Annotated in this window: 11 protein-coding genes; 7 read left to right on the top strand and 4 right to left on the bottom strand. The window is 63.8% G+C overall.

The annotated features are described in order from the left end of the window. The first annotated feature begins 63 nt into the window (after positions 1 to 63). Both AC3WP7_RS04875 and AC3WP7_RS04870 read left to right on the top strand, forming a co-directional pair. Positions 64 to 687, top strand: a complete 624-nt coding sequence (locus tag AC3WP7_RS04875; RefSeq protein WP_071489790.1) for a TetR/AcrR family transcriptional regulator — start codon at positions 64 to 66, stop codon at positions 685 to 687. A 94-nt stretch (positions 688 to 781) separates the two neighbouring features. Beyond that, complete coding sequence (locus AC3WP7_RS04870) at positions 782 to 1,570, top strand: substrate-binding periplasmic protein (RefSeq protein WP_071489789.1); 789 nt, start codon at positions 782 to 784, stop codon at positions 1,568 to 1,570. An 18-nt stretch (positions 1,571 to 1,588) separates the two neighbouring features. On the opposite strand, the gene AC3WP7_RS04865 is transcribed toward AC3WP7_RS04870, so the two are convergent. Further along, on the bottom strand, positions 1,589 to 2,140 hold the full coding sequence (locus AC3WP7_RS04865) for an RNA polymerase factor sigma-70 (RefSeq protein WP_005789991.1): 552 nt from the start codon (positions 2,138 to 2,140) through the stop codon (positions 1,589 to 1,591). Between the two features lie 289 nt (positions 2,141 to 2,429). Here AC3WP7_RS04865 and AC3WP7_RS04860 point away from each other — a divergent pair, with 289 nt between their 5' ends. Next, positions 2,430 to 3,146 carry a thioesterase II family protein gene (locus tag AC3WP7_RS04860; RefSeq protein WP_102592232.1) on the top strand — a complete coding sequence of 239 codons (717 nt, stop codon included), beginning with the start codon at positions 2,430 to 2,432 and terminating at the stop codon, positions 3,144 to 3,146. 89 nt (positions 3,147 to 3,235) lie between these two features. Continuing rightward, entirely contained in the window at positions 3,236 to 16,114 is a 12,879-nt protein-coding gene (locus AC3WP7_RS04855; protein ID WP_102592231.1) for a non-ribosomal peptide synthetase, read from the top strand. A gap of 110 nt (positions 16,115 to 16,224) precedes the next feature. On the opposite strand, the gene dsbG is transcribed toward AC3WP7_RS04855, so the two are convergent. The 3 genes from dsbG to dsbD are packed head-to-tail and all read right to left on the bottom strand — an operon-like array spanning position 16,225 to position 19,534. Next, positions 16,225 to 16,986 (bottom strand): thiol:disulfide interchange protein DsbG, encoded by a 762-nt coding sequence (gene dsbG / locus AC3WP7_RS04850; RefSeq protein ID WP_093529538.1) that lies wholly within the window; start codon positions 16,984 to 16,986, stop codon positions 16,225 to 16,227. After that, positions 16,962 to 17,807 (bottom strand): TlpA disulfide reductase family protein, encoded by an 846-nt coding sequence (locus AC3WP7_RS04845; protein WP_102592230.1) that lies wholly within the window; start codon positions 17,805 to 17,807, stop codon positions 16,962 to 16,964. The genes dsbG and AC3WP7_RS04845 overlap by 25 nt, the downstream gene beginning before the upstream one ends. Further along, positions 17,807 to 19,534: a protein-disulfide reductase DsbD gene (gene dsbD, locus AC3WP7_RS04840; protein ID WP_102592229.1), complete on the bottom strand. Its 1,728-nt coding sequence runs from the start codon at positions 19,532 to 19,534 to the stop codon at positions 17,807 to 17,809. The genes AC3WP7_RS04845 and dsbD overlap by 1 nt, the downstream gene beginning before the upstream one ends. A 161-nt stretch (positions 19,535 to 19,695) precedes the next feature. Between dsbD and AC3WP7_RS04835 the strand changes: the two genes are divergently transcribed. The 3 genes from AC3WP7_RS04835 to AC3WP7_RS04825 all read left to right on the top strand — a co-directional run bounded on the left by AC3WP7_RS04835 (position 19,696) and on the right by AC3WP7_RS04825 (position 22,587). Continuing rightward, positions 19,696 to 20,376, top strand: a complete 681-nt coding sequence (locus tag AC3WP7_RS04835; protein ID WP_028617287.1) for a response regulator — start codon at positions 19,696 to 19,698, stop codon at positions 20,374 to 20,376. Next, entirely contained in the window at positions 20,373 to 21,695 is a 1,323-nt protein-coding gene (locus tag AC3WP7_RS04830) for an ATP-binding protein (RefSeq protein ID WP_093529542.1), read from the top strand. Before AC3WP7_RS04835 ends, AC3WP7_RS04830 begins: the two co-directional genes overlap by 4 nt. A gap of 124 nt (positions 21,696 to 21,819) precedes the next feature. Beyond that, on the top strand, positions 21,820 to 22,587 hold the full coding sequence (locus AC3WP7_RS04825; RefSeq protein ID WP_102592228.1) for an N-acetylmuramoyl-L-alanine amidase: 768 nt from the start codon (positions 21,820 to 21,822) through the stop codon (positions 22,585 to 22,587). Positions 22,588 to 22,679 lie beyond the last annotated feature (92 nt).

Raw genomic sequence — 22,679 nt, 5'->3', positions numbered from 1 at the left:
CTTGGGTGGCCGCCACGGCCTAAATTGCGGGCCAAGACGTCCGTGGAAGTAGAGGAGAGAGGCATGGATGAGCACAAAGCCCTGCGGGTCATGCGCACCATGGTCGATGGCGGCCAATTGACCGACCCCGACAGCGCCCGGGGCAAGCTGCTGCAAACCGCGGCCCATCTGTTTCGCAACAAGGGCTTCGAACGTACCACCGTGCGCGACCTGGCCAGCGCCGTGGGCATCCAGTCCGGCAGCATCTTTCATCACTTCAAGAGCAAGGACGAGATCCTGCGGGCAGTGATGGAAGAAACCATCCACTACAACACGGCGATGATGCGCGCTTCGCTGGAAGAGGCGAGCAACGTGCGCGAACGCGTGCTGGCGCTGATCCGCTGCGAATTGCAGTCGATCATGGGCGGCAGCGGCGAGGCCATGGCGGTGCTGGTGTACGAGTGGCGGTCGTTGTCAGCCGAAGGCCAGGCCCAGGTGCTGGCCCTGCGCGACGTGTACGAGGCGCTCTGGCTGCAAGTGCTGGGGGAGGCCAAGGACGCGGGCTACATTCGTGGTGATGTATTCATCACCCGGCGTTTCCTCACCGGCGCGCTGTCCTGGACCACCACCTGGTTTCGCGCCGAGGGCAGCCTGACACTTGAGCAGTTGGCCGAAGAGGCCCTGCTGATGGTTTTGAAGGCCGACTGAGGCGCAAGCTATTAATTTACCGCTGGAAAGTTGTCTCTCCAGACAAAAACGCCTAGCTTATCGCCATGAGCGTTTTTGAACGGTGTGTGCCTTGATGTTTTCGCCATGGCGGCTGGCTGCAGGACTTACCTTTTGGGCACTGGGCACCGCGTGGTGGATGCCAGCTTCGGCTGCGCAGTTGGTACGCATCGGCGCGGCGCATTTCCCACCCTACACCGTACGGCCGGAGCAGGGCGCCGACACCGGTTTGCTGCCGCAACTGGTCGAAGCCCTGAACGCCGCGCAAACCGATTACCAGTTTGTGTTGGTGCCCACCTCCATCCCCCGACGCTTTCGTGATTTCGAGCAGGGCCGTGTGGATATGGCGATCTTCGAAAATCCCGATTGGGGCTGGCAGAACATTCCCCACACCAGCGTCGACATGGGCCTGGAAGATGCGGAAATCTTCGTCGCCCAGCGTGAGCCCGGTCGTGACCAAAGTTATTTCGCCGACCTCAACGGTAAACGCCTGGCCGTGTTCAGCGGTTATCACTACGCCTTCGCCAACTTCAACCCCGACCCCAAGTACATGGCCGAGCACTTCAACGCCACGTTGACTTACTCCCATGACAGCAACCTGCTGATGGTCGCGCGCGGGCGTGCCGATATTGCCTTGGTGACGCGCTCGTACCTGAGTGATTTCATGGTACGCAATGCGCAAATGGCGGGGCAGTTCCTGGTCTCGGAGCGCATTGACCAGGTCTATCACCACTTCGCACTGCTGCGCCCGAAGGCGCCGATCACGGGGGACGCGTTTGCCGCGTTGCTCAAGCGCTTGCGCGACGATGGCGAGATGCTGAAGATTTTCGAGCCGTATCGCATTGATGTGATGGCGGTGCCCTGAGGCACCACCGGTGCGGCATCACACCCTGCGCGCAAACGTATCGCTATGGCTGCCCGACACCTTGCGGCAGTGCACCAGCGCATCACGGATCATGAAGTTCACCAGGGTCGGCGACACGCCCAGCTCCTTGGCGATGTCCTTTTGCGGCACGCCGTGCAGGCGGTACATCTCGAACGCATAGCGGGTGCGCTGGGGCAACTCGGTCAGGGCGTCGGCGATGTTTTCCAGGGTGTTGAAGTTGATGTGCGAGGTTTCCGGTGAAGCGCCGTGAATAACCACATTCAAGCCTTCCTCTTCCGTCCCGGAGTATTTGAGCTCCAGGGCCTGCTTGCGGTAGTGATCGATCGCCAGGTTGCGCACGATCTGGAACAGATAACTCAATTGAGCCTTGAACGAAGACGTGATTGTCGGCGCCGATTGCAGCCGGAAGTAGGCGTCCTGCACCACGTCCTCGGCGCGGGAGCGGCAGCCGGTAATGCGTGCCGCGATCTTCACCAGAATCAGCCGATTATCGACGAATGCCTGGAGAAGCGGTGAGTCGCACCTGCCTGTGGATACTTGTTCCGTCATGGAAATCACCTTACTGCCAATAGGTTAGGGGAGGGCGTCCGTGCCGGGGCCTCCTACACATCGGGCAACAAATTATGCTGAATGATAATGATTGTCAAATGAGAAGGCGAACTAATCTTATGCTTTCTCGTTTGGTGTGAACCACGTCTCGCGCGTCCCTGGCGACTAATTATTTGCCGGTGCCGTCCGTTCTTCTGGGTGACAGGTCCGTTAGTAAAACGACCAAGGAGGAGGACGACATGGGTTTCTATCGTGCAAGCGGCGTGTATCGGTCTGGAGTCGTCGCCTGATGAGTACGCCGACTCGACTGCGCCTGTTCTGCCTGCCCTATTCGGGCGCCAGTGCCATGGTTTATGCGCGTTGGCGCCGGGCCCTGCCAGAGTGGTTGCAGGTCTGCCCGCTGGAATTGCCCGGCCGTGGCATGCGCATGGACGAGCCGTTGCAACGCGATATCAAGGCCTTGGCTGCGCAGCTCGCCGATGAAATCAGCCGCGACTTGAACGGCCCCTATGCCCTGTTCGGCCACAGCCTTGGCGGTCTGCTCGCCTTTGAGCTGGCGCACGCCTTGAACGCTCGCGGTGTGCCCGCGCCGCTCGCCTTGTTCGCCTCCGGCACGGCCGGGCCAGCCCGGCGTGATGTCAGCGAATACGCCATCGAAAAGACCGACGAACAACTGATCGCCCGCCTGCGCGAACTGCAAGGCACCACCGAAGAAGCCCTGGCCAACCCCGAATTGATGCAGTTGATGCTGCCGATCCTGCGCGCCGATTTCCTGCTGTGCGGCAGTTTCACCTACGGCGAACGTGCACCGCTGGGCATGCCGATCCATGTGTTCGGCGGCAAGCAGGACAGTGTGCGCGCCGACCAGTTGCTCGACTGGCAACTCGACGCCGCCAGCGGCTTTTCCCTGGACATGTTCGACGGTCACCACTTCTTCCTCGTGCAACACGAAAGCGCGTTGCTGCGTTGCGTGCGGCGCTACGCCGACGAACACCTGGCCCGCTGACGCAATGGCGCGGCGCGGCCACTCGCCGTCGGCTGAACAAACCCCCGAATTCTTGAATTTCCCGTAAGCCGATTTCAGGCAGGAACCCCATGATGGACGCCTTCGAACTTCCCCGCACCCTGGTCCAGTCCCTTCAACGTCGCGCCGCGCAGACCCCGGACCAGGTCGCCTTGCGCTTCCTCGCCGAATCCGCCGAGCACAGCGTTGTGCTCAGTTATCGCGACCTCGACCAGCGCGCCCGCACCATCGCCGCTGCCTTGCAGGCCAATGCCGAGCTGGGCGATCGTGCGGTGCTGTTGTTCCCCAGCGGCCCGGATTACGTCGCGGCGTTCTTTGGTTGCCTGTACGCGGGGGTGATCGCGGTGCCGGCTTATCCGCCGGAGTCCACCCGCCGCCATCATCAAGAGCGCCTGCTGTCGATCATCAGCGATGCCGAGCCGCGCCTGTTGCTGACCATCGCCAGTCTCACCGATGGCCTGGCGCAGATCGAAAATGCACCGCCGGTATTAAGCGTCGATAGCCTGGAAGGTGTCGGCAATTGGGTCGGCCCTGACCTGCACCCGGACGATATCGCCTTCCTGCAATACACCTCCGGCTCCACCGCCTTGCCCAAGGGCGTGCAAGTCAGCCACGGCAACCTGGTGGCCAACGAAGTGCTGATCCGGCGCGGTTTCGGCATCGACCTCAACCCCGACGACGTGATCGTCAGCTGGCTGCCGCTGTACCACGACATGGGCCTGATCGGCGGCCTGTTGCAACCGATCTTCAGTGGCGTACCGTGCGTGCTGATGTCGCCGGCCTACTTTCTCGGCCGGCCGTTACGCTGGCTGGAAGCGATCAGCGAATACGGCGGCACCATCAGTGGCGGGCCGGATTTCGCCTATCGCCTGTGCAGTGAGCGGGTCAGTGAATCGGCCTTGGACCGCCTGGACCTGAGCAAATGGCGCGTGGCCTATTCCGGGTCCGAACCGATCCGCCTCGACACGCTGGAACGCTTCGCCGAAAAGTTCGCCACCTGTGGTTTCACCCCGAACAATTTCTTCGCCTCCTACGGCCTGGCCGAGGCGACCCTGTTCGTCGCCGGCGGTAGCCGTGGCCATGGCATTCCCGCGCTGCGCGTCGACGAACAGGCCCTGGCCGCCAACCGTGCCGAGCCAGGGCAGGGCAGTGCGATCATGAGTTGCGGCACCAGCCAACCCGAACACGCGGTGCTGATCGCCGATCCGCACAGCCTCACCGAACTGCCCGATAACCACGTCGGCGAACTCTGGGCCAGCGGGCCGAGTATCGCCCACGGCTACTGGCGCAACCCCGAGGCCACCGCCAAGACCTTCGTGCAACATGCCGGCCGTACCTGGCTGCGCACCGGCGACCTGGGTTTTATCCGTGACGGCGAGGTGTACATCACCGGCCGCCTCAAGGACCTGCTGATCGTGCGCGGCCACAACCTGTACCCGCAGGACATCGAGCAGACCGTCGAGCGCGAAGTGGAAGTGGTACGCAAAGGCCGGGTCGCCGCGTTCGCGGTGAATGATCAGGGCCTGGAAGGCATCGGCATTGCCGCCGAAATCAGCCGCAGCGTGCAGAAGATCCTGCCGCCCGATGCGCTGATCAAGGCGATCCGCCAGGCCGTCGCCGAGGCCTATCAAGAGGCGCCGAGCGTGGTGGTGTTACTCAATCCCGGTGCCTTGCCGAAGACTTCCAGCGGCAAGGTGCAACGCGCGGCGTGTGCGCTTCGTCACAGGGACGGCAGCCTCGACAGCTATGCGCAGTTCCCCGATCTGCAAGCGCAGGTGAGCACCGGAGCGCTGGAGTCCGACCTGCAAAACCAGATCGCCGCGATCTGGTGCGAACAGTTGCAGGTCGCGACCGTTGCGGCCGATGACCACTTCTTCCTGCTCGGCGGCAACTCCATCACTGCCACCCAAGTGGTCGCGCGCCTGCGTGAAACCCTCGGCCTGGAGTTGAGCCTGCGCCTGCTGTTCGAAGCGCCGACCCTGCAAGGCTTTGCCGCGACTGTCGCGCAATTGCAGCAGGATGGCGGCGTCGCCCAAGGTGTAATCCACAAGCTGTCCCGTCAGGAGGAACTGCCCCAATCCCTGGCACAGAACCGCCTGTGGATCACTTGGCAACTGGACCCGCACAGCAGCGCCTACACCATCCCCGGTGCCCTGCGCCTGCGCGGCGAGTTGGACGAAGACGCGGTGCGCGCCAGCTTCCAGCAATTGATCCAGCGCCACGAAGCCCTGCGTACGCGCTTCTATGAGCGCGACGGCCAGGCTTTCCAGCGTGTCGACGCCAAAGCGGATTTCGAACTGCAAGTCATCGACCTCAGCGACCTGCCCGTTGCCGAGCGCGAAGCCCGTGCGCAACAGATCCGCGAAGACGAAGCGCGCACCCAGTTCGACCTGGAAAAAGGCCCGCTGCTGTGGGTGACCCTGGTGCGCCTCGACGATGAAGATCACCAACTGCTGGTGACGCTGCACCACATCATCGCCGACGGCTGGTCGCTCAACATTTTGATCGACGAATTCTCGCGCCTCTACGCCGCCGCAGCCCAAGGCCAGACCCTGGAACTGCCGCCCCTGGTCCTGCAATACGCCGACTACGGCAGTTGGCAGCGCCAATGGCTGGCCGAAGGTGAAGGCCAGCGCCAACTGGCGTACTGGAAAGCGCAGTTGGGTGAAGAGCATCCCACCCTCAGCCTGGCGACCGACCACCCGCGCTCGGTACACCACTGTCACAGTGCCTCACGCCACACCGTGCGGCTTGGCGCCAGCCTCAGCAAAGCGATTCGCCACGCCGCCCAGGCCAACGAGTCCACCCCATTCATGCTGCTGTTGGCGGCATTCCAAAGCCTGCTGCATCGCTACAGCGGCCAGCGCGATATCCGCATCGGCGTGCCCAACGCCAACCGCCCGCGCCAGGAAACCCAAGGCCTGGTCGGCTTCTTCATCAACACCCTCGTGTTGCGTGCCGAGCTAGATGGGCGCCTGCCGTTCAACGAGCTATTGGCCGCGACACGCCAAACGGCATTGGGCGCCCAAGCCCATCAGGACCTGCCCTTCGAGCAACTGTTGGAAGCTTTCCCGCAAGCCCGCGAACAGGGCCTGTTCCAAGTCATGTTCAACCACCAGCAACGCGACCTCAGCGCCTTGCGTCGCCTGCCGGGCATACTCGCCGACGAGCTGCCGTGGCATAGCCGCGAAGCCAAGTTCGACCTGCAATTGCACACCGAAGAAGACCGCAACGGACGCCTGAGCCTGTCGTTCGACTACGCCGATGAACTCTTCGAAAACGCGACCATCCAGCGCCTGGCCGAGCACTACATCAACCTGCTGCATGCCGTCTGCGAACAGCCCCGGCAAGCCATCGGCGACCTCATGCTGATGCAGCACGACGAACAGGCGCCATACAGCCAAGCCCCTTGCGCGCCCGCCCAACAGTGGCTGCCCGATCTGCTCAACCAGCAGACCTCGGACAGCACCGCGCTGGTCTGGGACGGCGGCAGCCTGACCTTCGCCCAATTGCACACCCAGGCCAACCGCCTGGCCCACTACCTGCGCGATAAAGGCGTGGGTCCGGACGTGTGCGTGGCCATCGCCGCCGAGCGTTCGCCGCAACTGCTGATCGGCCTGCTGGCGATCATCAAGGCCGGTGGCGCCTACGTCCCCCTGGACCCGGACTACCCCGCCGAACGCCTGGCCTACATGCTCAAGGACAGCGGCGTCCACCTGCTGCTGACCCAGACTGCATTGCTGGAGCGGGTGCCGAGCGCTGACGGCGTGTGCGTGATTGCGATGGACAGCCTGCACCTCGACAGCTGGCCCACCCAGCCGCCCGGCCTGCACCTGCACGGCGATAACCTCGCCTACGTGATCTACACCTCCGGTTCCACCGGTCAGCCCAAGGGTGTGGGCAATACCCATGCGGCGCTCGCCGAGCGCTTGCAGTGGATGCAGGCCACTTATCAACTCGACGCCACCGATGTACTGATGCAAAAGGCGCCGATCAGTTTCGACGTGTCAGTGTGGGAATGCTTCTGGCCGCTGATCAGCGGCTGCCGCCTGGTGCTGGCCGGCCCCGGTGAGCATCGCGATCCGCATCGCATCGCGCAGTTGGTGCAGGAGCATGGCGTGACCACGCTGCACTTTGTGCCGCCGCTGTTGCAGCTGTTTATCGATGAGCCGCAGGTGGCCGAATGCACCAGCCTGCGCCGCCTGTTCTCCGGTGGCGAAGCCTTGCCCGCCGAGCTGCGCAACCGCGTGCTGGCACAGTTGCCTGCGGTGCAATTGCACAACCGTTATGGCCCCACCGAAACCGCGATCAACGTGACCCACTGGCACTGCCACGCCGAAGACGGCGAGCGCTCGCCGATTGGCCGTCCGCTGGGCAATGTGATCTGCCGCGTGCTGGACGAGCAGCTCAACCCGGTGCCGCTGGGCGTGCCGGGTGAGTTGTGCATCGGCGGGATTGGCCTGGCGCGGGGTTACCTCGGTCGCCCTGGGTTGACCGCTGAACGCTTTGTTGCCGACCACCAAGGCACACGCCTGTATCGCACCGGCGACCGTGCCCGGTGGAACGCCGACGGTGTGCTCGAGTACTTTGGCCGTCTCGATCAGCAGGTCAAGCTGCGCGGCTTCCGCGTGGAACCGGAGGAAATCGAAGCGCGCCTGCTCGCCCTGGACGGCATCGCCCAGGCCGTGGTGCTGGTGCGTGACGCCCAGTTGCTCGGTTACTACACCGCCCATGCCGAACTGGACGAACAGCAGGTCAGGACCGCCCTGGCCGCCGAACTGCCGGAGTACATGGTGCCCGCGCTGTTGATGCGCCTGGACGCCATGCCGTTGAGCCCCAGTGGCAAGTTGGACCGCCGCGCATTGCCGGAGCCGGTGTGGCAAACCCGTGAGCACGTCGAACCCGAAACGCCGTTGCAACAGCAGATCGCTGCAATCTGGCGCGAGGTCCTCGGGCTGCCGACAATCGGCCTGCATGATGACTTCTTCGCCCTGGGCGGTCACTCCCTGCTGGCTACGCAAATCATCTCCCGCACCCGCCAGGCCTGTGATGTCGAGCTGCCGTTGCGCACCTTGTTCGAAGCCAGCGAGTTGGGCGCTTTCGCCGAACAGATCGGGCTGATCCAGGCCTCGGGCCAACGCAACCAACAAACCGCCATCGCCAAGGTCGACCGTAGCCGGCCGGTGCCGTTGTCCTATTCCCAGCAGCGCATGTGGTTCCTCTGGCAGATGGAACCGGACAGCCCGGCCTACAACGTCGGTGGCATGGCGCGCCTGCGTGGCGTGCTGGATGTCGGGCGTTTCGAGGCGGCGTTGCAAGCGCTGATCATGCGTCACGAAACCCTGCGCACCACCTTCCCGAGCGTCGACGGTGTGGCCTGTCAGAAGGTCTCGGCACAGACCGGCTTGCGCATGGACTGGCAGGACTTCTCCGCGCTGGCCGAACCCGAACGCCAGCAACGCTTGCAGCAACTGGCCGATCACGAGGCGCATACGCCGTTCAACCTGGAAACCGGGCCGTTGCTGCGCGCCTGCCTGGTCAAGGCCGCCGAGCGTGAGCATTACCTGGTGCTGACCCTGCACCATATCGTCACCGAAGGCTGGGCCATGGACATCTTTGCCCGTGAACTCAGCGCGTTGTACGAAGCCTTTCTCGACGAACGCCTGTCGCCACTGGCGCCGTTGCCGGTGCAATACCTGGACTACAGCGTGTGGCAGCGCCAGTGGATGGAAGCGGGTGAACGTCAGCGCCAGTTGGATTACTGGACTCGGCAACTGGGCACCGAACATCCGCTGCTCGAACTGCCTGGCGACCGCCCACGCCCACCGGTGCAAAGCCATCGGGGCGAGTTGTACCGCTTCGATTTGAGCGATGACCTCGCCGCCCGCGTGCGTGCCTTCAACGCCGAACACGGCCTGACCCTGTTCATGACCATGACCGCCACCCTGGCCGTGTTGCTCTACCGCTACAGCGGCCAGACCGACCTGCGCATCGGTGCGCCCGTGGCCAACCGTATTCGCCCGGAAAGCGAAGGGCTGATCGGCGCGTTCCTCAATACCCAGGTGCTGCGTTGCCAGCTCAACGGGCAGATGAACGTGGCTGAGCTGTTCGAACAGGTGCGCCACACCGTGATCGAAGGCCAGTCCCATCAGGACTTGCCCTTCGACCACTTGGTGGAAGCCCTGCAACCGCCGCGCAGCGCGGCCTACAACCCGCTGTTCCAGGTGATGTGCAACGTGCAGCGCTGGGAATTCCAGCAGAGCCGCCAACTGGCTGGCATGACCGTCGAGTACCTGGCCAACGATGCCCGCGCGACCAAGTTCGACCTCAACCTGGAAGTCACCGACCTCGACCATCGCCTGGGTTGCTGCCTGACCTACAGCACCGATTTGTTTGATGAGCCACGCATCGCCCGCATGGCCGAGCATTGGCGCAACCTGTTGGAAGCGTTGATCGCCAATCCCGAGCAGCGTCTGAGCGAATTGCCGTTGCTCAGTGCTACGGAACAGCGCGCGCTACAGGACAGCCTGGGCGTCGAAGCCGGTGAACATCGCCTTGATCAGTGCATTCACACGCTGTTCAGCCAGCAGGCGAAAGCCCGTGGCGATGCGCCCGCGCTGACCTTCGCCGGCGTTACCCTCAGCTACCGCGAACTGGACGCCCGCGCCAATCGCCTGGCCTGGATGCTGCGCGAGCGTGGCGTCGGCCCGCAGGTGCGGGTCGGCCTGGCGTTGCCGCGTTCGCTGGAAATGGTCATCGGCCTGCTGGCGATCCTCAAGGCCGGCGGCGCCTACGTGCCGCTGGACCCGGAATACCCCCTGGACCGCCTGCACTACATGATCGAAGACAGCGGCATCGGCCTGCTGCTCAGCGATGCGGCGATGTTCGAAGCCCTTGGCGAATTGCCGGCGAGCGTGGCGTGCTGGTGCCTGGAAGATGATTTGCCGGTACTCGCCAACTACCCAGCCGATGAGCTGCCGTTTATCAGCCTGCCGCAACACCAGGCGTACTTGATCTACACCTCCGGCTCCACCGGCAAGCCCAAGGGCGTGGTGGTGGCCCACGGTGAAATTGCCATGCATTGCGCGGCGGTGATCGAGCGGTTTGGCATGCGCCCGGACGATTGCGAGCTGCACTTCTATTCGATCAACTTTGACGCCGCCACTGAGCGCCTGCTGGTGCCGTTGCTCAGCGGTGCGCAGGTGGTGTTGCGTGCCCAGGGCCAGTGGGATGCCGAGGCAATCTGCGGATTGATCCGCACCCATGGCATCAACATCCTGGGCTTCACCCCGAGCTACGGCAGCCAGTTGGCGCAGTGGTTGGCGACTCAGCAGCAGACCTTGCCGGTGCGCATGTGCATCACCGGCGGCGAAGCCCTGACCGGCGAACACTTGCAGCGCATTCGCGCGGCGTTCCAGCCGCAGGTGTTCTTCAACGCCTATGGCCCGACTGAAACCGTGGTGATGCCGCTGGCCAGCCTTGCACCGAAGCAGTTGGAGGAGGGCGCCGCCAGCGTGCCGATCGGCAGCATCATCGGCGACCGTGTGGCGTACATTCTCGATGCCGACCTGGCCCTGGTGCCGCAAGGGGCGACCGGCGAGTTGTATGTCGGTGGTGCGGGCCTGGCGCAGGGTTATCACGAGCGTCCGGGCATGACCGCCGAACGGTTCGTGGCCGATCCCTTTGCGCGTAACGGCGGGCGCCTTTACCGCACCGGCGACCTGGTGCGCCAACGCGCCGATGGTCTGGTGGAGTACCTGGGGCGGATCGACCATCAGGTGAAGGTTCGCGGTTTCCGTATCGAATTGGGCGAAATCGAAACCCGCCTGCTGGAGCACGAGTCCGTGCGTGAAGCAGTGGTGCTGGCGCTGGATTCGCCGAGTGGCAAACAGCTGGTGGCTTACCTGGTCAGCGATGTCGAGCACCACGCATTGCGCGATGCGCTCAAGGCGCACCTCAAGGCGCAACTGCCGGACTACATGGTGCCCGCGCACCTGATCGTGCTCGACAGCATGCCGTTGACCGCCAACGGCAAACTCGACCGTCGTGCGTTACCGCAGCCGGATCCCGAGGCGAATCGCCAGACCTATGTTGCGCCACGCAACGAGCTTGAACAGACGTTGGCAGCGATCTGGTGCGCCGTGCTGAATGTGCAGCAAGTCGGCCTGGACGATAACTTCTTTGAACTGGGCGGTGATTCGATCCTGTCGATCCAGGTGGTCAGCCGTGCGCGGCAGGCCGGGATTCATTTCAGCCCTCGCGACCTGTTCCAGCACCAGACCGTGCAAACCCTGGCCGCCGTTGCCACGCGCTCCGAGCTCATCTGCGCCGAGCAAGGCGTGCTCACCGGCCGCTCGGGCCTTACCCCGATCCAGCACTGGTTCTTCGACACCGAGATCCCGAACCGTCAACACTGGAACCAGGCGCTGGTCCTCAAACCCTTGCAACTGCTGGACCCTCATCGCCTGGAGCAAGCACTGCTGGCGGTGCTGGAACACCACGATGCGCTGCGCCTGAGCTTTTCCCAGCGCGATGCACAGTGGCACGCCGAGCATCTGGCCGTGCCGGAAGGTGGCGTGCTGATGCAGGCGCAAGTGCGTGATATGGCGCAGTGCACCGCGCTGTTCACCGACACCCAGCGCAGCCTCGACCTGCAACGCGGCCCGCTGCTGCGCGCCTTGCTGGTGGACGGCCCCCAAGGGCAACAACGCCTGCTGATCGCGATCCATCACCTGGTGGTGGATGGCGTGTCCTGGCGCATCCTGCTTGAAGACCTGCAAACGGTCTACCGCCAACTGAGCGACGGCCGCTCCGTCAGCCTGCCGGCCAAGACCAGCGCGCTGCGTGACTGGTCTGCGCGTTTGCAGGCGTATGCCGGCAACGAATCCCTGCGCGAAGAATTGAGCCTCTGGCAGGCCCGATTGGCCGGACCGGAAGTGGGGTTGCCGGTGACTCGCCCGCACGGTTCACGGCGCAATCGCGATGCCGACACCGTCAGCGTGCGCCTGGATGCCGAGCACACCCGCCAGTTGCTGCAACAGGCCCCGAGCGCCTATCGCACCCAGGTCAACGACCTGTTGCTGACCGCCCTGGCCCGTGTGCTGTGCCGTTGGACTGGTCATGCTTCGGCACTGATCCAACTGGAAGGCCACGGCCGTGAAACCCTGTTCGATGATATCGACCTGACCCGCAGCGTCGGCTGGTTCACCAGTGCCTACCCGCTGCGCCTGACCCCGCACGCCGGGCAGGGCGATTCGATCAAGGCGATCAAGGAACAACTGCGCGGCGTGCCGCATAAGGGCCTGGGTTATGGCGTGTTGCGCTACCTGGCCGATGATCTGTGCAAACACAGCGTGGCTGCCTTGCCCGGCGCGCAGATCACCTTCAACTACCTGGGGCAGTTCGACCAGAGCTTCGGCGCCGATGCGCTGTTCCACCCGCTGGACGAGTCCGCCGGCCTGGCCCATGACCCGGACGCGCCGCTGCCCAACGAGTTGAGCGTCGACAGCCAGGTGTACGGCGGTGAACTGGTGCTGCGCTGGACCTTCAGCCGCCAACGCCATGATCAACGGAGCATCCGTGAACTGGCAGATGCCTATCTCGCTGAGCTGCAAAGCTTGGTCGCGCATTGCCTGCAGGACGACGCCGGTGGCCTCACGCCGTCCGACTTCCCGCTGGCGCACCTGACCCAGGCGCAACTCGACAGCTTGCCGGTGCCCGCCAGCGTCATCGAAGACGTCTACCCGCTGACGCCGATGCAAGAAGGCCTGTTGCTGCATACCCTGCTGGAGCCGGGCACCGGCCTCTACTACATGCAGGACCGCTACCGCATCAACAGCGCCCTCGACCCCGAGCGTTTCGCCCAGGCCTGGCAGGCGGTGATCGCTCGCCACGAAGCCCTGCGTGCGTCGTTCTGCTGGAACATCGGCGAAGACATGCTGCAAGTGATCCACACACCGGGCAGCACGCCGATTGAGTACCTGGACTGGAGCAACGACCCGGAAAGCGAACAGGAACCGCGCCTGCAAGCACTGCTCAAGCAGGAGCGCGAGGCCGGTTTCGATCTGCTCAACCAGGCGCCGTTTCACCTGCGGCTGATCCGCGTCGGCGCCGAGCGCTACTGGTTCATGATGAGCAACCACCACATCCTCATCGATGCGTGGTGCCGTTCGTTGCTGATGAATGATTTCTTCGAAATCTACATGGCCCTGGGCGAAGGCCGCGCCCCGCAACTGGCCACGCCGCCGCGTTATCGCGATTACATCGCCTGGCTGCAACGCCAGAACCTGAGCGAAGCACGCCAGTGGTGGCAGCGGAACCTGCAAGGCTTCGAGCGCACCACGCCGATCCCGAGCGACCGTCCGTTCCTGCGCGACCACGCCGGCCACGGTGGCATGCTGGTCGGCGACTGCTACACCCGCCTCGACGCCCGCGACGGTGCGCAGTTGCGCGAACTGGCCCAGGCTCATCAACTGACCGTCAACACCTTCGCCCAGGCGGCATGGGCGCTGGTGCTGCGCCGGCTGAGCGGTGATCGTGATGTGTTGTTCGGCGTCACCGTGGCTGGACGCCCGGTGGAAATGCCGGAGATGCAACGCACCGTCGGCCTGTTCATCAACAGCATCGCGCTGCGGGTGAAGCTGCCCGAGGACGACCAGCGTTGCAGCGTGCGCCAGTGGCTGAGCGGTTTGCTCGACAGCAATATGCAACTGCGCGAGTACGAATACCTGCCGCTGGTGACGATCCAGGAACTCAGCGAACTGCCCAAGGGCCAGCCGCTGTTCGACAGCCTGTTCGTGTTCGAAAACGCCCCGGTGGAAGTCTCGGTGCTGGACCGTGCGCAAAGCCTGAATGCCACCTCGGACTCCGGCCGCACCCACACCAACTTCCCGCTGACCGCCGTGTGCTATCCGGGGGATGACCTGGGGCTGCACCTGTCCTATGACCAGCGCTACTTCGACGAAACCACCGTGCAAGGCATGCTCGGTGAGTTCAAGCGCCTGCTGCTGGCGCTGGTGCAGGGCTTCCATGGCGACATGGCCGACCTGCCGCTGATTGGCGAGCAGGAGCGTGAGTTCCTGGTAGACGGTTGTAACCAGAGCGAGCACGCCTACCCGCTTGAGCGCAGCTATATCGAGTTATTCGAAGAACAGGTGGCCGCGCATCCGCAGCGCATCGCCGCCAGTTGCCTCGACCTGCAATGGACTTATGAAGAGCTGAACCGGCGCAGTAACGGACTGGGTCATGCGCTGATTGAAGCCGGCGTGGGCCTGGATCAACCGGTGGCGTTGCTGGCCGAACGTAACCTTGACCTGCTGGGCATGATCATCGGCAGCTTCAAGGCCGGTGCTGGCTACCTGCCGCTGGACCCCGGCCTGCCGAGCCAGCGTCTGCGCAGCATCATCGACCTGAGCCGCACGCCGCTGCTGGTGTGCACCGAGGTGTGCCGCGAGCAGGCCATCGAGTTGCTGGACGGCTTCGACTGCCAACTGTTGGTGTGGGAAGAGATACCGGCACGTGGCGAAAACCCGGGGATCTACAGTAGCCCGGACAACCTCGCCTACGTCATCTACACCTCGGGCTCCACCGGCTTGCCCAAGGGCGTGATGGTGGAGCAGCGCGGCATGCTCAATAACCAGTTGAGCAAGGTGCCGTACCTGGCCTTGAGTGACGCGGATGTGATCGCGCAGACCGCGTCGCAGAGCTTCGATATTTCCGTGTGGCAGTTCCTTGCCGCGCCGCTGTTTGGCGCACGGGTGGATATCGTGCCGAACACTATCGCGCATGATCCCCAAGGTCTGCTGGAACACGTTCAGACCCAAGGAATCACCGTGCTGGAAAGCGTGCCATCACTGATCCAGGGCATGCTGGCTCAGGACCGTATCGGGTTGGACGGCCTACGCTGGATGCTGCCAACCGGCGAAGCGATGCCACCGGAGCTGGCGCACCAGTGGTTGCTGCGTTATCCAGAGATTGGTTTGGTGAACGCCTATGGCCCGGCGGAATGTTCGGACGATGTGGCCTTCTACCGTGTCGACCTGGCGTCGACCCGTGGCACTTACCTGCCGATTGGTACACCGACCGACAACAACCGTTTGTACCTGTTGGATGGTGCGCTGGAGCTGGTGCCCCAGGGTGCTGTGGGTGAGTTGTGCGTCGCCGGCACCGGCGTAGGTCGCGGTTACGTCAGTGACTCGCTGCGCACCGCCCCGGTGTTTGTGCCGAACCCGTTCGGTGCGCCGGGCGAGCGCCTGTACCGCACGGGCGACCTGGCGCGCCGTCGCAGTGACGGCGTGCTGGAGTATGTCGGGCGTGTCGATCATCAAGTGAAGATTCGCGGCTACCGCATCGAACTGGGTGAAATCGAAGCGCGCCTGCACGAACAACCGGAAGTGCGCGACGCGGCGGTGGGTGTGCAGGAAGGTGTCAACGGCAAGCACCTGGTTGGCTACCTGGTGGCGGCGGATGCAGTGCTTAACCCAGGCGAACGCCTGGACCGCATCAAGCAACGCCTGCGCGCCGAACTGCCGGAATACATGGTGCCGCTGCACTGGCTGTGGCTTGACCGCCTGCCGCTCAACGCCAACGGCAAACTCGACCGCAAGGCCCTGCCGGCCCTGGAGATCGGCCAGTTGCACAGCCAGGACTACTTGGCGCCGCGCAACGAACTGGAAACCACCTTGGCTGATATCTGGGCCGAAGTACTGAACGTCGAGCGGGTAGGGGTAGAGGACAACTTCTTCGAACTGGGCGGGCATTCGTTGCTGGCCACGCAGATTGCCTCGCGGGTGCAGAAGACCTTGCAGCGGGATGTGCCGCTGCGGGCGATGTTCGAGTGCAGCACGGTGGCGGAGTTGGCTGAGTATATCGAGGGGCTGGCGGCCAATCAGATCAGTGCCGAGAAGGTGGATCGGTTGAGTGATTTGATGGCGGAGTTGGAGGGGCTTTAATTTTCGCTGTCAGTCAGGGCCTCATCGGGGGCAAGCCCCCTCCCACATTTGGAGCGCATTTCTAATGTGGGAGTGGGGCTTGCCCCCGATGGCGTCAGTCAAGGCGCCGCCTACTTCGGCCCAAGTATCTTCACCAACTTCTCCGGCGAAGGAGCCCCTTGTTGCTGCTGCAACCCCCCTTTGTCATCCAGATAGAAAATCGCCGGCGTCGCCGACAGCTCCAGCTCATCCATCAACTTCATATTCCCATCAAGCTTGGCCTCGATATCCGCCGGAATCTTGGCCAGCGCCTGCAGCTTGCTGCCTTTACCGGCGGCCTCATGTTCTTCCAACGCCTTCTGCGGGTCTTTGGCGGCAAACAGCGCGGCGGATTTGCCTGGGCTGTCTTCGCGGATAATACCGACCATGATGTGGCGCAGTTGCACTTTGCCGGCCTTCACCCATGGCCGCGCCTGTTCCCAGAACATGTTGCAGTAGGGGCAGTTGGGGTCGCTGAACAGGTAGACGATGCGCGGCGCCTTGACGTCGCCATCCTGGATCCAGCTGCTTTTTTCCATCTTGGCCCAGACTTCCTTGGCCATTGGTGCGTACACCAATTTCTCCAGCGGTGCGCTGCTCAGGTCGTTGCCTTGGGCATCGTACAGGTTGCCGGCGATCACGCTTTTGCCGTCGGCGGTCAGGTACAGGGCCATGCCACGGTTCTGGTAGCGGGCGGCGTAGCCGGTGAGGCCGCTGGGGGCGTCGAATTTGCCGAGGATTTTGGCGCCCTTGGCTTCAATCTGTTTGACCGGTGCAGGCCAGTCTTCGGCCTGGGCCAGGGTGGCCGCGAGTGTCAGCGGCAGCAGGGTCAGCAGGTGGCGGAGGCTTGGCATGTCGGTTTCCTTTGAGGGGCGGTGTCGAAGGGTTCCATGGCGCGGGCCAGGCTGGCCTGGGACAATTCGCCGAGGTGGCTGTTGAGCAGGCGGCCATCGGCGCTATAGAACAATGTGGTGGGCAGGGCCATGGAACCCACGGCCTGGCCGAGGCGGCCACTGGCGTCGAACAGCACGTTGTCGAGGGTCAGGCCTTGGGTCGCAAGAAAGGTACTGACGCTCTGCATGCTTTCGGCCTGGTTGACGAACAGGAAGGTCACGTCGGGCCGTTGGTGTTGGGCGCGTTCCAGCACCGGCATTTCTCGGCGGCACGGTGGGCACCAGGTGGCCCACAGGTTGATCACCAACGGGCCGCCCTTGTAGTCGGCCAGTTGCACCACCTCGCCACTGGCATTGCGCAGAGTGATCTGCGGCAGTTGCGAGCCCTTGTCGTACAGGCTCAGGGACAGGCTGGTCATGCCCCAGAACACCAGGCCGGTGATCACCCCGGCACTCAGCGGCTTGCGCAGGGCCGGGCGCCGCCAGCCATAGGCCAGTGCACCAAGGACCAGGGCGATCACGCCGGGCCAGGCGAGGAAGCCGCCGTCGCGCAGGTCGACCATCTGCACCCAGTCGTTGCGGTAGTCCCCCCAGTACATCAGCACAAAGCTGACGCGGGCAGCGAGCATGCCCAGCAGGAACAGGCTGAACAGCACCGATTCCGGGTTTTCACCACCACGCTTGGCCACACGCCAGCCCACCAGGGTGGCGAGAATCAGCGCACTGATCAGCAGGATGTGATTCAGGGCGATGGCGAAGGTGCCGATGGTCAGGGTCAGCATCAGAGTGCATCTCGGGTTTGCGTCCAGCGTTGCAGGAAAGCGGCGGCATCCACTTCGCCGGTGATGCGTTGGGCGCGGCGCTCTTCACCGTCCGGGCCGATCCACACGAAGCTCGGTGGGCCAGGCACTTTGTAGCGACCGAGCAGCGCGCGGCTGGCGGCGTTGTCGGCGGTGACGTCCAGGCGCAGCAGGCGTACGTCTTTGAGCGCCTGCATGACTTCGGGTTTGCCGAACACCTGTTTTTCCATGATCTTGCACGACACGCACCAGTCGGCGTAGTAGTCCACCAGCACCCATTGGCCTTGGGCCTTGGCGCTGTCGAGCTGGCTTTGCAGCACGGCCGGGTCGTTGATGGTCATGAAGGCATCGTGGGCGGAGGCTGCGCCAGCGACCCGTGAACCGCTGTAGACCTTCAGCGGTTGCCACAGGTCTTCGCTGCCCCCCGCTGCGCCCACCACCAGCACCGCGCCCCATAGGCCCAGTACCAGGGAGCCTGCGCCAAACACCTTGGCGGCCAGGCCGTATTCGCGGGCCAGGGTCCAGCCACAGTAGGCCATGACCAGCGCGAGTACGCCCCACAGGCCGATCCACAGGTTTTCGCCGACCACCGGGCGAATCATCAGCACGGCGGTGCCGAGGAACAGGAAGCCGAAGACGCCCTTGAGCACGTTCATCCAGGTGCCTGGCTTGGGCAGGAAGCGGTTGCCCACGGTCACCAGCAGCAACAGCGGAATGCCGATGCCGATGCCCATGGCGAACAGGATCAGGCCGCCGTGCAGCGCATTGCCGCTCTGGGCGATGTACAGCAGGGCGCCGGCCAGGGGCGCGGTCATGCACGGGCCCACCAGCAGGCCGGACAGCGCACCGAGAATCCCTGCACCCACCAGGCTGCCGCCGCTTTGCTGGCGGCTGACGTTGTCCAGGCGGTCGCGCAGGAACGCCGGCAATTGCAGTTCAAAGAAGCCGAACATCGGCAAGGCGAGGATCACGAACAGCGCAGCGAAGCTGCCGAGGATCCATGGGGTTTGCAGGAGCGCGGCGAGGTTGGCGCCAAGCAAGGCAGCCAATACGCCGAGCGCGGCATACACCAGCGCCATGCACACCACATAGCTGCTGGCCAGGGCAAAACCGCGACGCGGGCTGGCACCACTGCCCACTACCAGGCCAGCGAGAATCGGCAGCATCGGCAATGAACACGGTGCAAAGGCCAACAGCAGTCCCAAGCCAAAGAATATCAACAGGCTCCAACCCAGGCTGCGTTGTTGCAAACCGCTGGCCAGGCTCTGGTCCTGGGCTTGTGCGGTGGCGGCGACGGCCGGGTTGCCACCCAGGTCCACGGTGATCGACTGCGGCGGGTAGCACAGACCCGCATCCGCACAGCCCTGCCAGCCCAGCTTGACCTGGCCGGTGGCGCCGGCGGGAATCTTCACTTCCAGGCCTTGGCGATAGACCTCCTGGTCGCCGAAGAACTCATCGCTGTGATCCTCGCCTTTGGGCAGCACGGGTTTTTCGGCCAGGCCATCGAATTTCATGCGCTGCTTGTACAGGTAGTAACCGTCGGCAATCTGCCAATACAGCTGCATCTCGCCACTTTCAAGACGTTCGGAGGTAAAGGTGAAGGCCTTGCCCACCGGGAGGAAATCGGATTTGGTCTCAAACGGGTTGCCCGGCGCGGCCTGGGCCAGCCCCGCGAACAACACCAGCAGAAAGGTAAACAGATGCCGCATGGTCAAGCCTTAGTTCGATGCAAGTAGGCACACAATGTGTGGCGTTGATTAACCGATGATTAACCACGGCTATTCTAGATTGAGTGAGGGGTGTTTAGCGGCATAATCTGCGCTTAATCCGCTGCCCCTTTAATCTCCCCATCTTTCATGAAGGGTTCACCATGCACGTACTGGTCTGTGAAGACGACAAACTGATCGCCAGCGGCATTGTGGCCGGCCTCACCGCCCAGGGTTTCACCGTTGAACACGTGGCCACGGCGGGCGCCGCACGCGCGATGCTCAAGGCGGCGACGTTCGACATCATGGTGCTCGACCTGGGCCTGCCGGATGAAGACGGCCTGAAGTTGTTGCAGCAACAGCGCAGCCAGGGCCTGGAGATTCCGGTGCTGATCCTCACCGCGCGGGACTCGGTGACCAATCGCGTCGACGGCCTGCAAGCCGGCGCCGATGACTACCTGCTCAAACCCTTCGACCTGCGCGAACTCGCCGCGCGCCTGCAAACCCTGCTGCGACGGGTGGCAGGGCGCAGTGTCAACCTGATCGAGCATGGCCGCCTGGCCTACGACCCCAGCAGCCGCGAAACCTTCCTGGGCGGCGAGCCGGTTGACCTGTCGCGTCGCGAGCAGGCGCTGTTGCAAGCCCTGCTGCACAACAAAGGCCGGGTGCTGTCCAGCGAACAGCTCAAGGACAGCGTCTACGGCTTCAACGACGAACTGGAAAGCAACGCGCTCAACGTGCATATCCACCACCTGCGGCGCAAGTTGGGCAACGGCATTGTCGAGACCGTGCGCGGCCTCGGCTACCGCCTGGGCCCAGCCGATGGGGGCGAGGACGCATCGTGAAAAGCCTGCGCCTGCGCCTGACGTTCAAGCTCGGCGCCGCTTTTGTGTTGATCTGGGCCCTGGCGGCGGCCTGGATGCTCAATGACCTGCGCAACCAGATGATGTTCTCCCTCGACCAGCGCCTGGTTGCGTCGGCGCGCATGGTGGCGGGGCTGACCGAACAGATGCCGGGCCTGGCCAGCGTCAGCGGCGGCGCGCATTTCAGCGCTGAACAATTGAATGTGCCTGGCGGCATGGCCTGCCAGGTCAGTTCCCTGCGCGGGGAAATCCTGGCGCGCAGCCACACCACGCCGGATGAGGGGCTGGAGTCGCGCAAGAGCGGGTTTCGCGACCAGGTCGTCGATGGCGTGGGCTGGCGCAGTTTCACCCTGTCCCGTGGCGACCTGCTGATCACCACGGCCGACCGGCAAGTGGAGCGCGAGGCGCTGAACCTGTCGATCCTGCTGGCGGCGTCGGTGCCGGTGGGCGTGGCGATGCTCGGCTGCCTGTGCCTGTTGTGGCTGGGCATCGGCCAGAGCCTGCTGCCGCTCAACCGTATGCGTGACGCCTTGATGCGCCGCAGTGCCGATTCCCTTGAACCGTTGCAGATCCACCCGTTGCCCAGCGAACTCGAGCCACTGCTGGACACCCAGAACCAGCTGTTGCAACGCATTGCCAAGACCATCGAGCGCGAGCGCCGCCTCACCGGTGACGCGGCCCACGAACTGCGCAGCCCGCTCACCGCGATCAAGACCCACCTGCAAGTGGCGCGCATGACCGAAGGTGCGGCCCGCGACCAGTCCCTGGCCCATGCCGAGGAGGGCGCCGACCGCCTGCATCGGACCCTGGAGCAATTGCTGTTGCTGGCGCGGGTGGAGGGTAACCTGTCGTTTGACGATGGCATGCACTCCAGCGCCGAAGAAGTAGCGCGCCTGGCGATCCAGGATGCCAATGCCGGTGACAATTCGCGCATCGACCTGGTCCTGCCGGACGACCTGTCGGCCACCCCGGTGGACATGCCGGTGGGCCTGGCGGTCGCCGCCTTGCGTAACCTGCTGGACAACGCGTTGCGCCACACGCCGACGGATACCCGGGTGGAGCTCAGCGTATTCACCGCCGCCGATAATGTGGTGTTCCGCGTGCGTGACCACGGCAAGCAGATTGCCCCCGAGGACCTGCAATACCTGACCCAACGCTTCTGGCGCAACGGTAACAGCGAAGGCTGTGGCCTGGGCCTGGCGATCGTGCAAGCGATCGTGCAGCGCTGTTCCTGCTCGTTGAAGTTCGACAGCGGGCCGGACGGCCTGCGCGTTGACCTGGGTATGCCACTGCGCTGCTGATCACTTTTCTTTCAAGTGCCAAATAGCTACCGCCCTCCTGAAGTTGAAGCCTTCAGGATGGCGGTAATTTTTTGCGCTTGAACGGGCTGAATGACTCGGCCTGTATTGAAAAAGGACGGTTCTCATGTTGGTCATCGATACCAGTTTCCCTGCCAGAGGCTTCAACGAACGCAACGGCGAGCCCGTGCGGCAGGTGATCCTGCATTACACCGCAGCGCCTTTTGGTGCCTCCCTGCGCACCCTGACTCAGGATGGGGTGAGTGCACACTACTTGCTGCCCGACCCTGATGAGCCCGACTATCGCGCGGCGGGCTATGAAGAGCTGCGTGTCTTCCGTTTGGTGGAGGAAGACCAGCGCGCCTGGCACGCCGGGGTGAGCCATTGGGCGGGGCGCGACAACCTCAACAGCCGCTCGATTGGCATCGAGATCGTCAACCAGGCGCGGGATGACGGCGGTGTGTTCAGCTTTCCGGCCTATGCGCCGGAACAGACCGACGTGTTGATTGCACTGGTTCGCGACATTCTTGAGCGATACCCGCAGATCGGGCCCACCGACATCCTCGGGCATGCGGACGTGGCGTTCGGTCGCAAGAGTGATCCTGGGCCGCGGCTGCCGTGGCGGTGTCTGCATGAAGCAGGGGTGGGGGCCTGGTTTGATGAGGCGACACGGGCGATGTATCAGCGCCGGTTTTGCCTGGGCCTGCCGCCGGAGGTCGAGGTAGAGCGGGCGTTTCGACGCTATGGCTATGCGCCGGCGAAGAACCGGCAAGGGTTTGAACAGAGGACGCGGGCGTTTCAGATGCACTTTCGGGCGCGGGATTACTGCGGGTTCCTGGATGCGGAGACCTGCGCGATTTTGTATGCGTTGAATGAAAAGTACCGTGGTCTTTGACGCCGAACGCAATTCCAATGTGGGAGGGGGCTTGCCCCCGATTGCGCTCTGTCAGTCCCGACACCAGTGACTGATCCACTGCTATCGGGAGC

The organism is Pseudomonas sp. FW305-3-2-15-C-LB1, from assembly GCF_058787615.1.
Note: the sequence above shows the minus strand (reverse complement) of the source record. Positions and strands in the feature narration are given on the sequence as shown.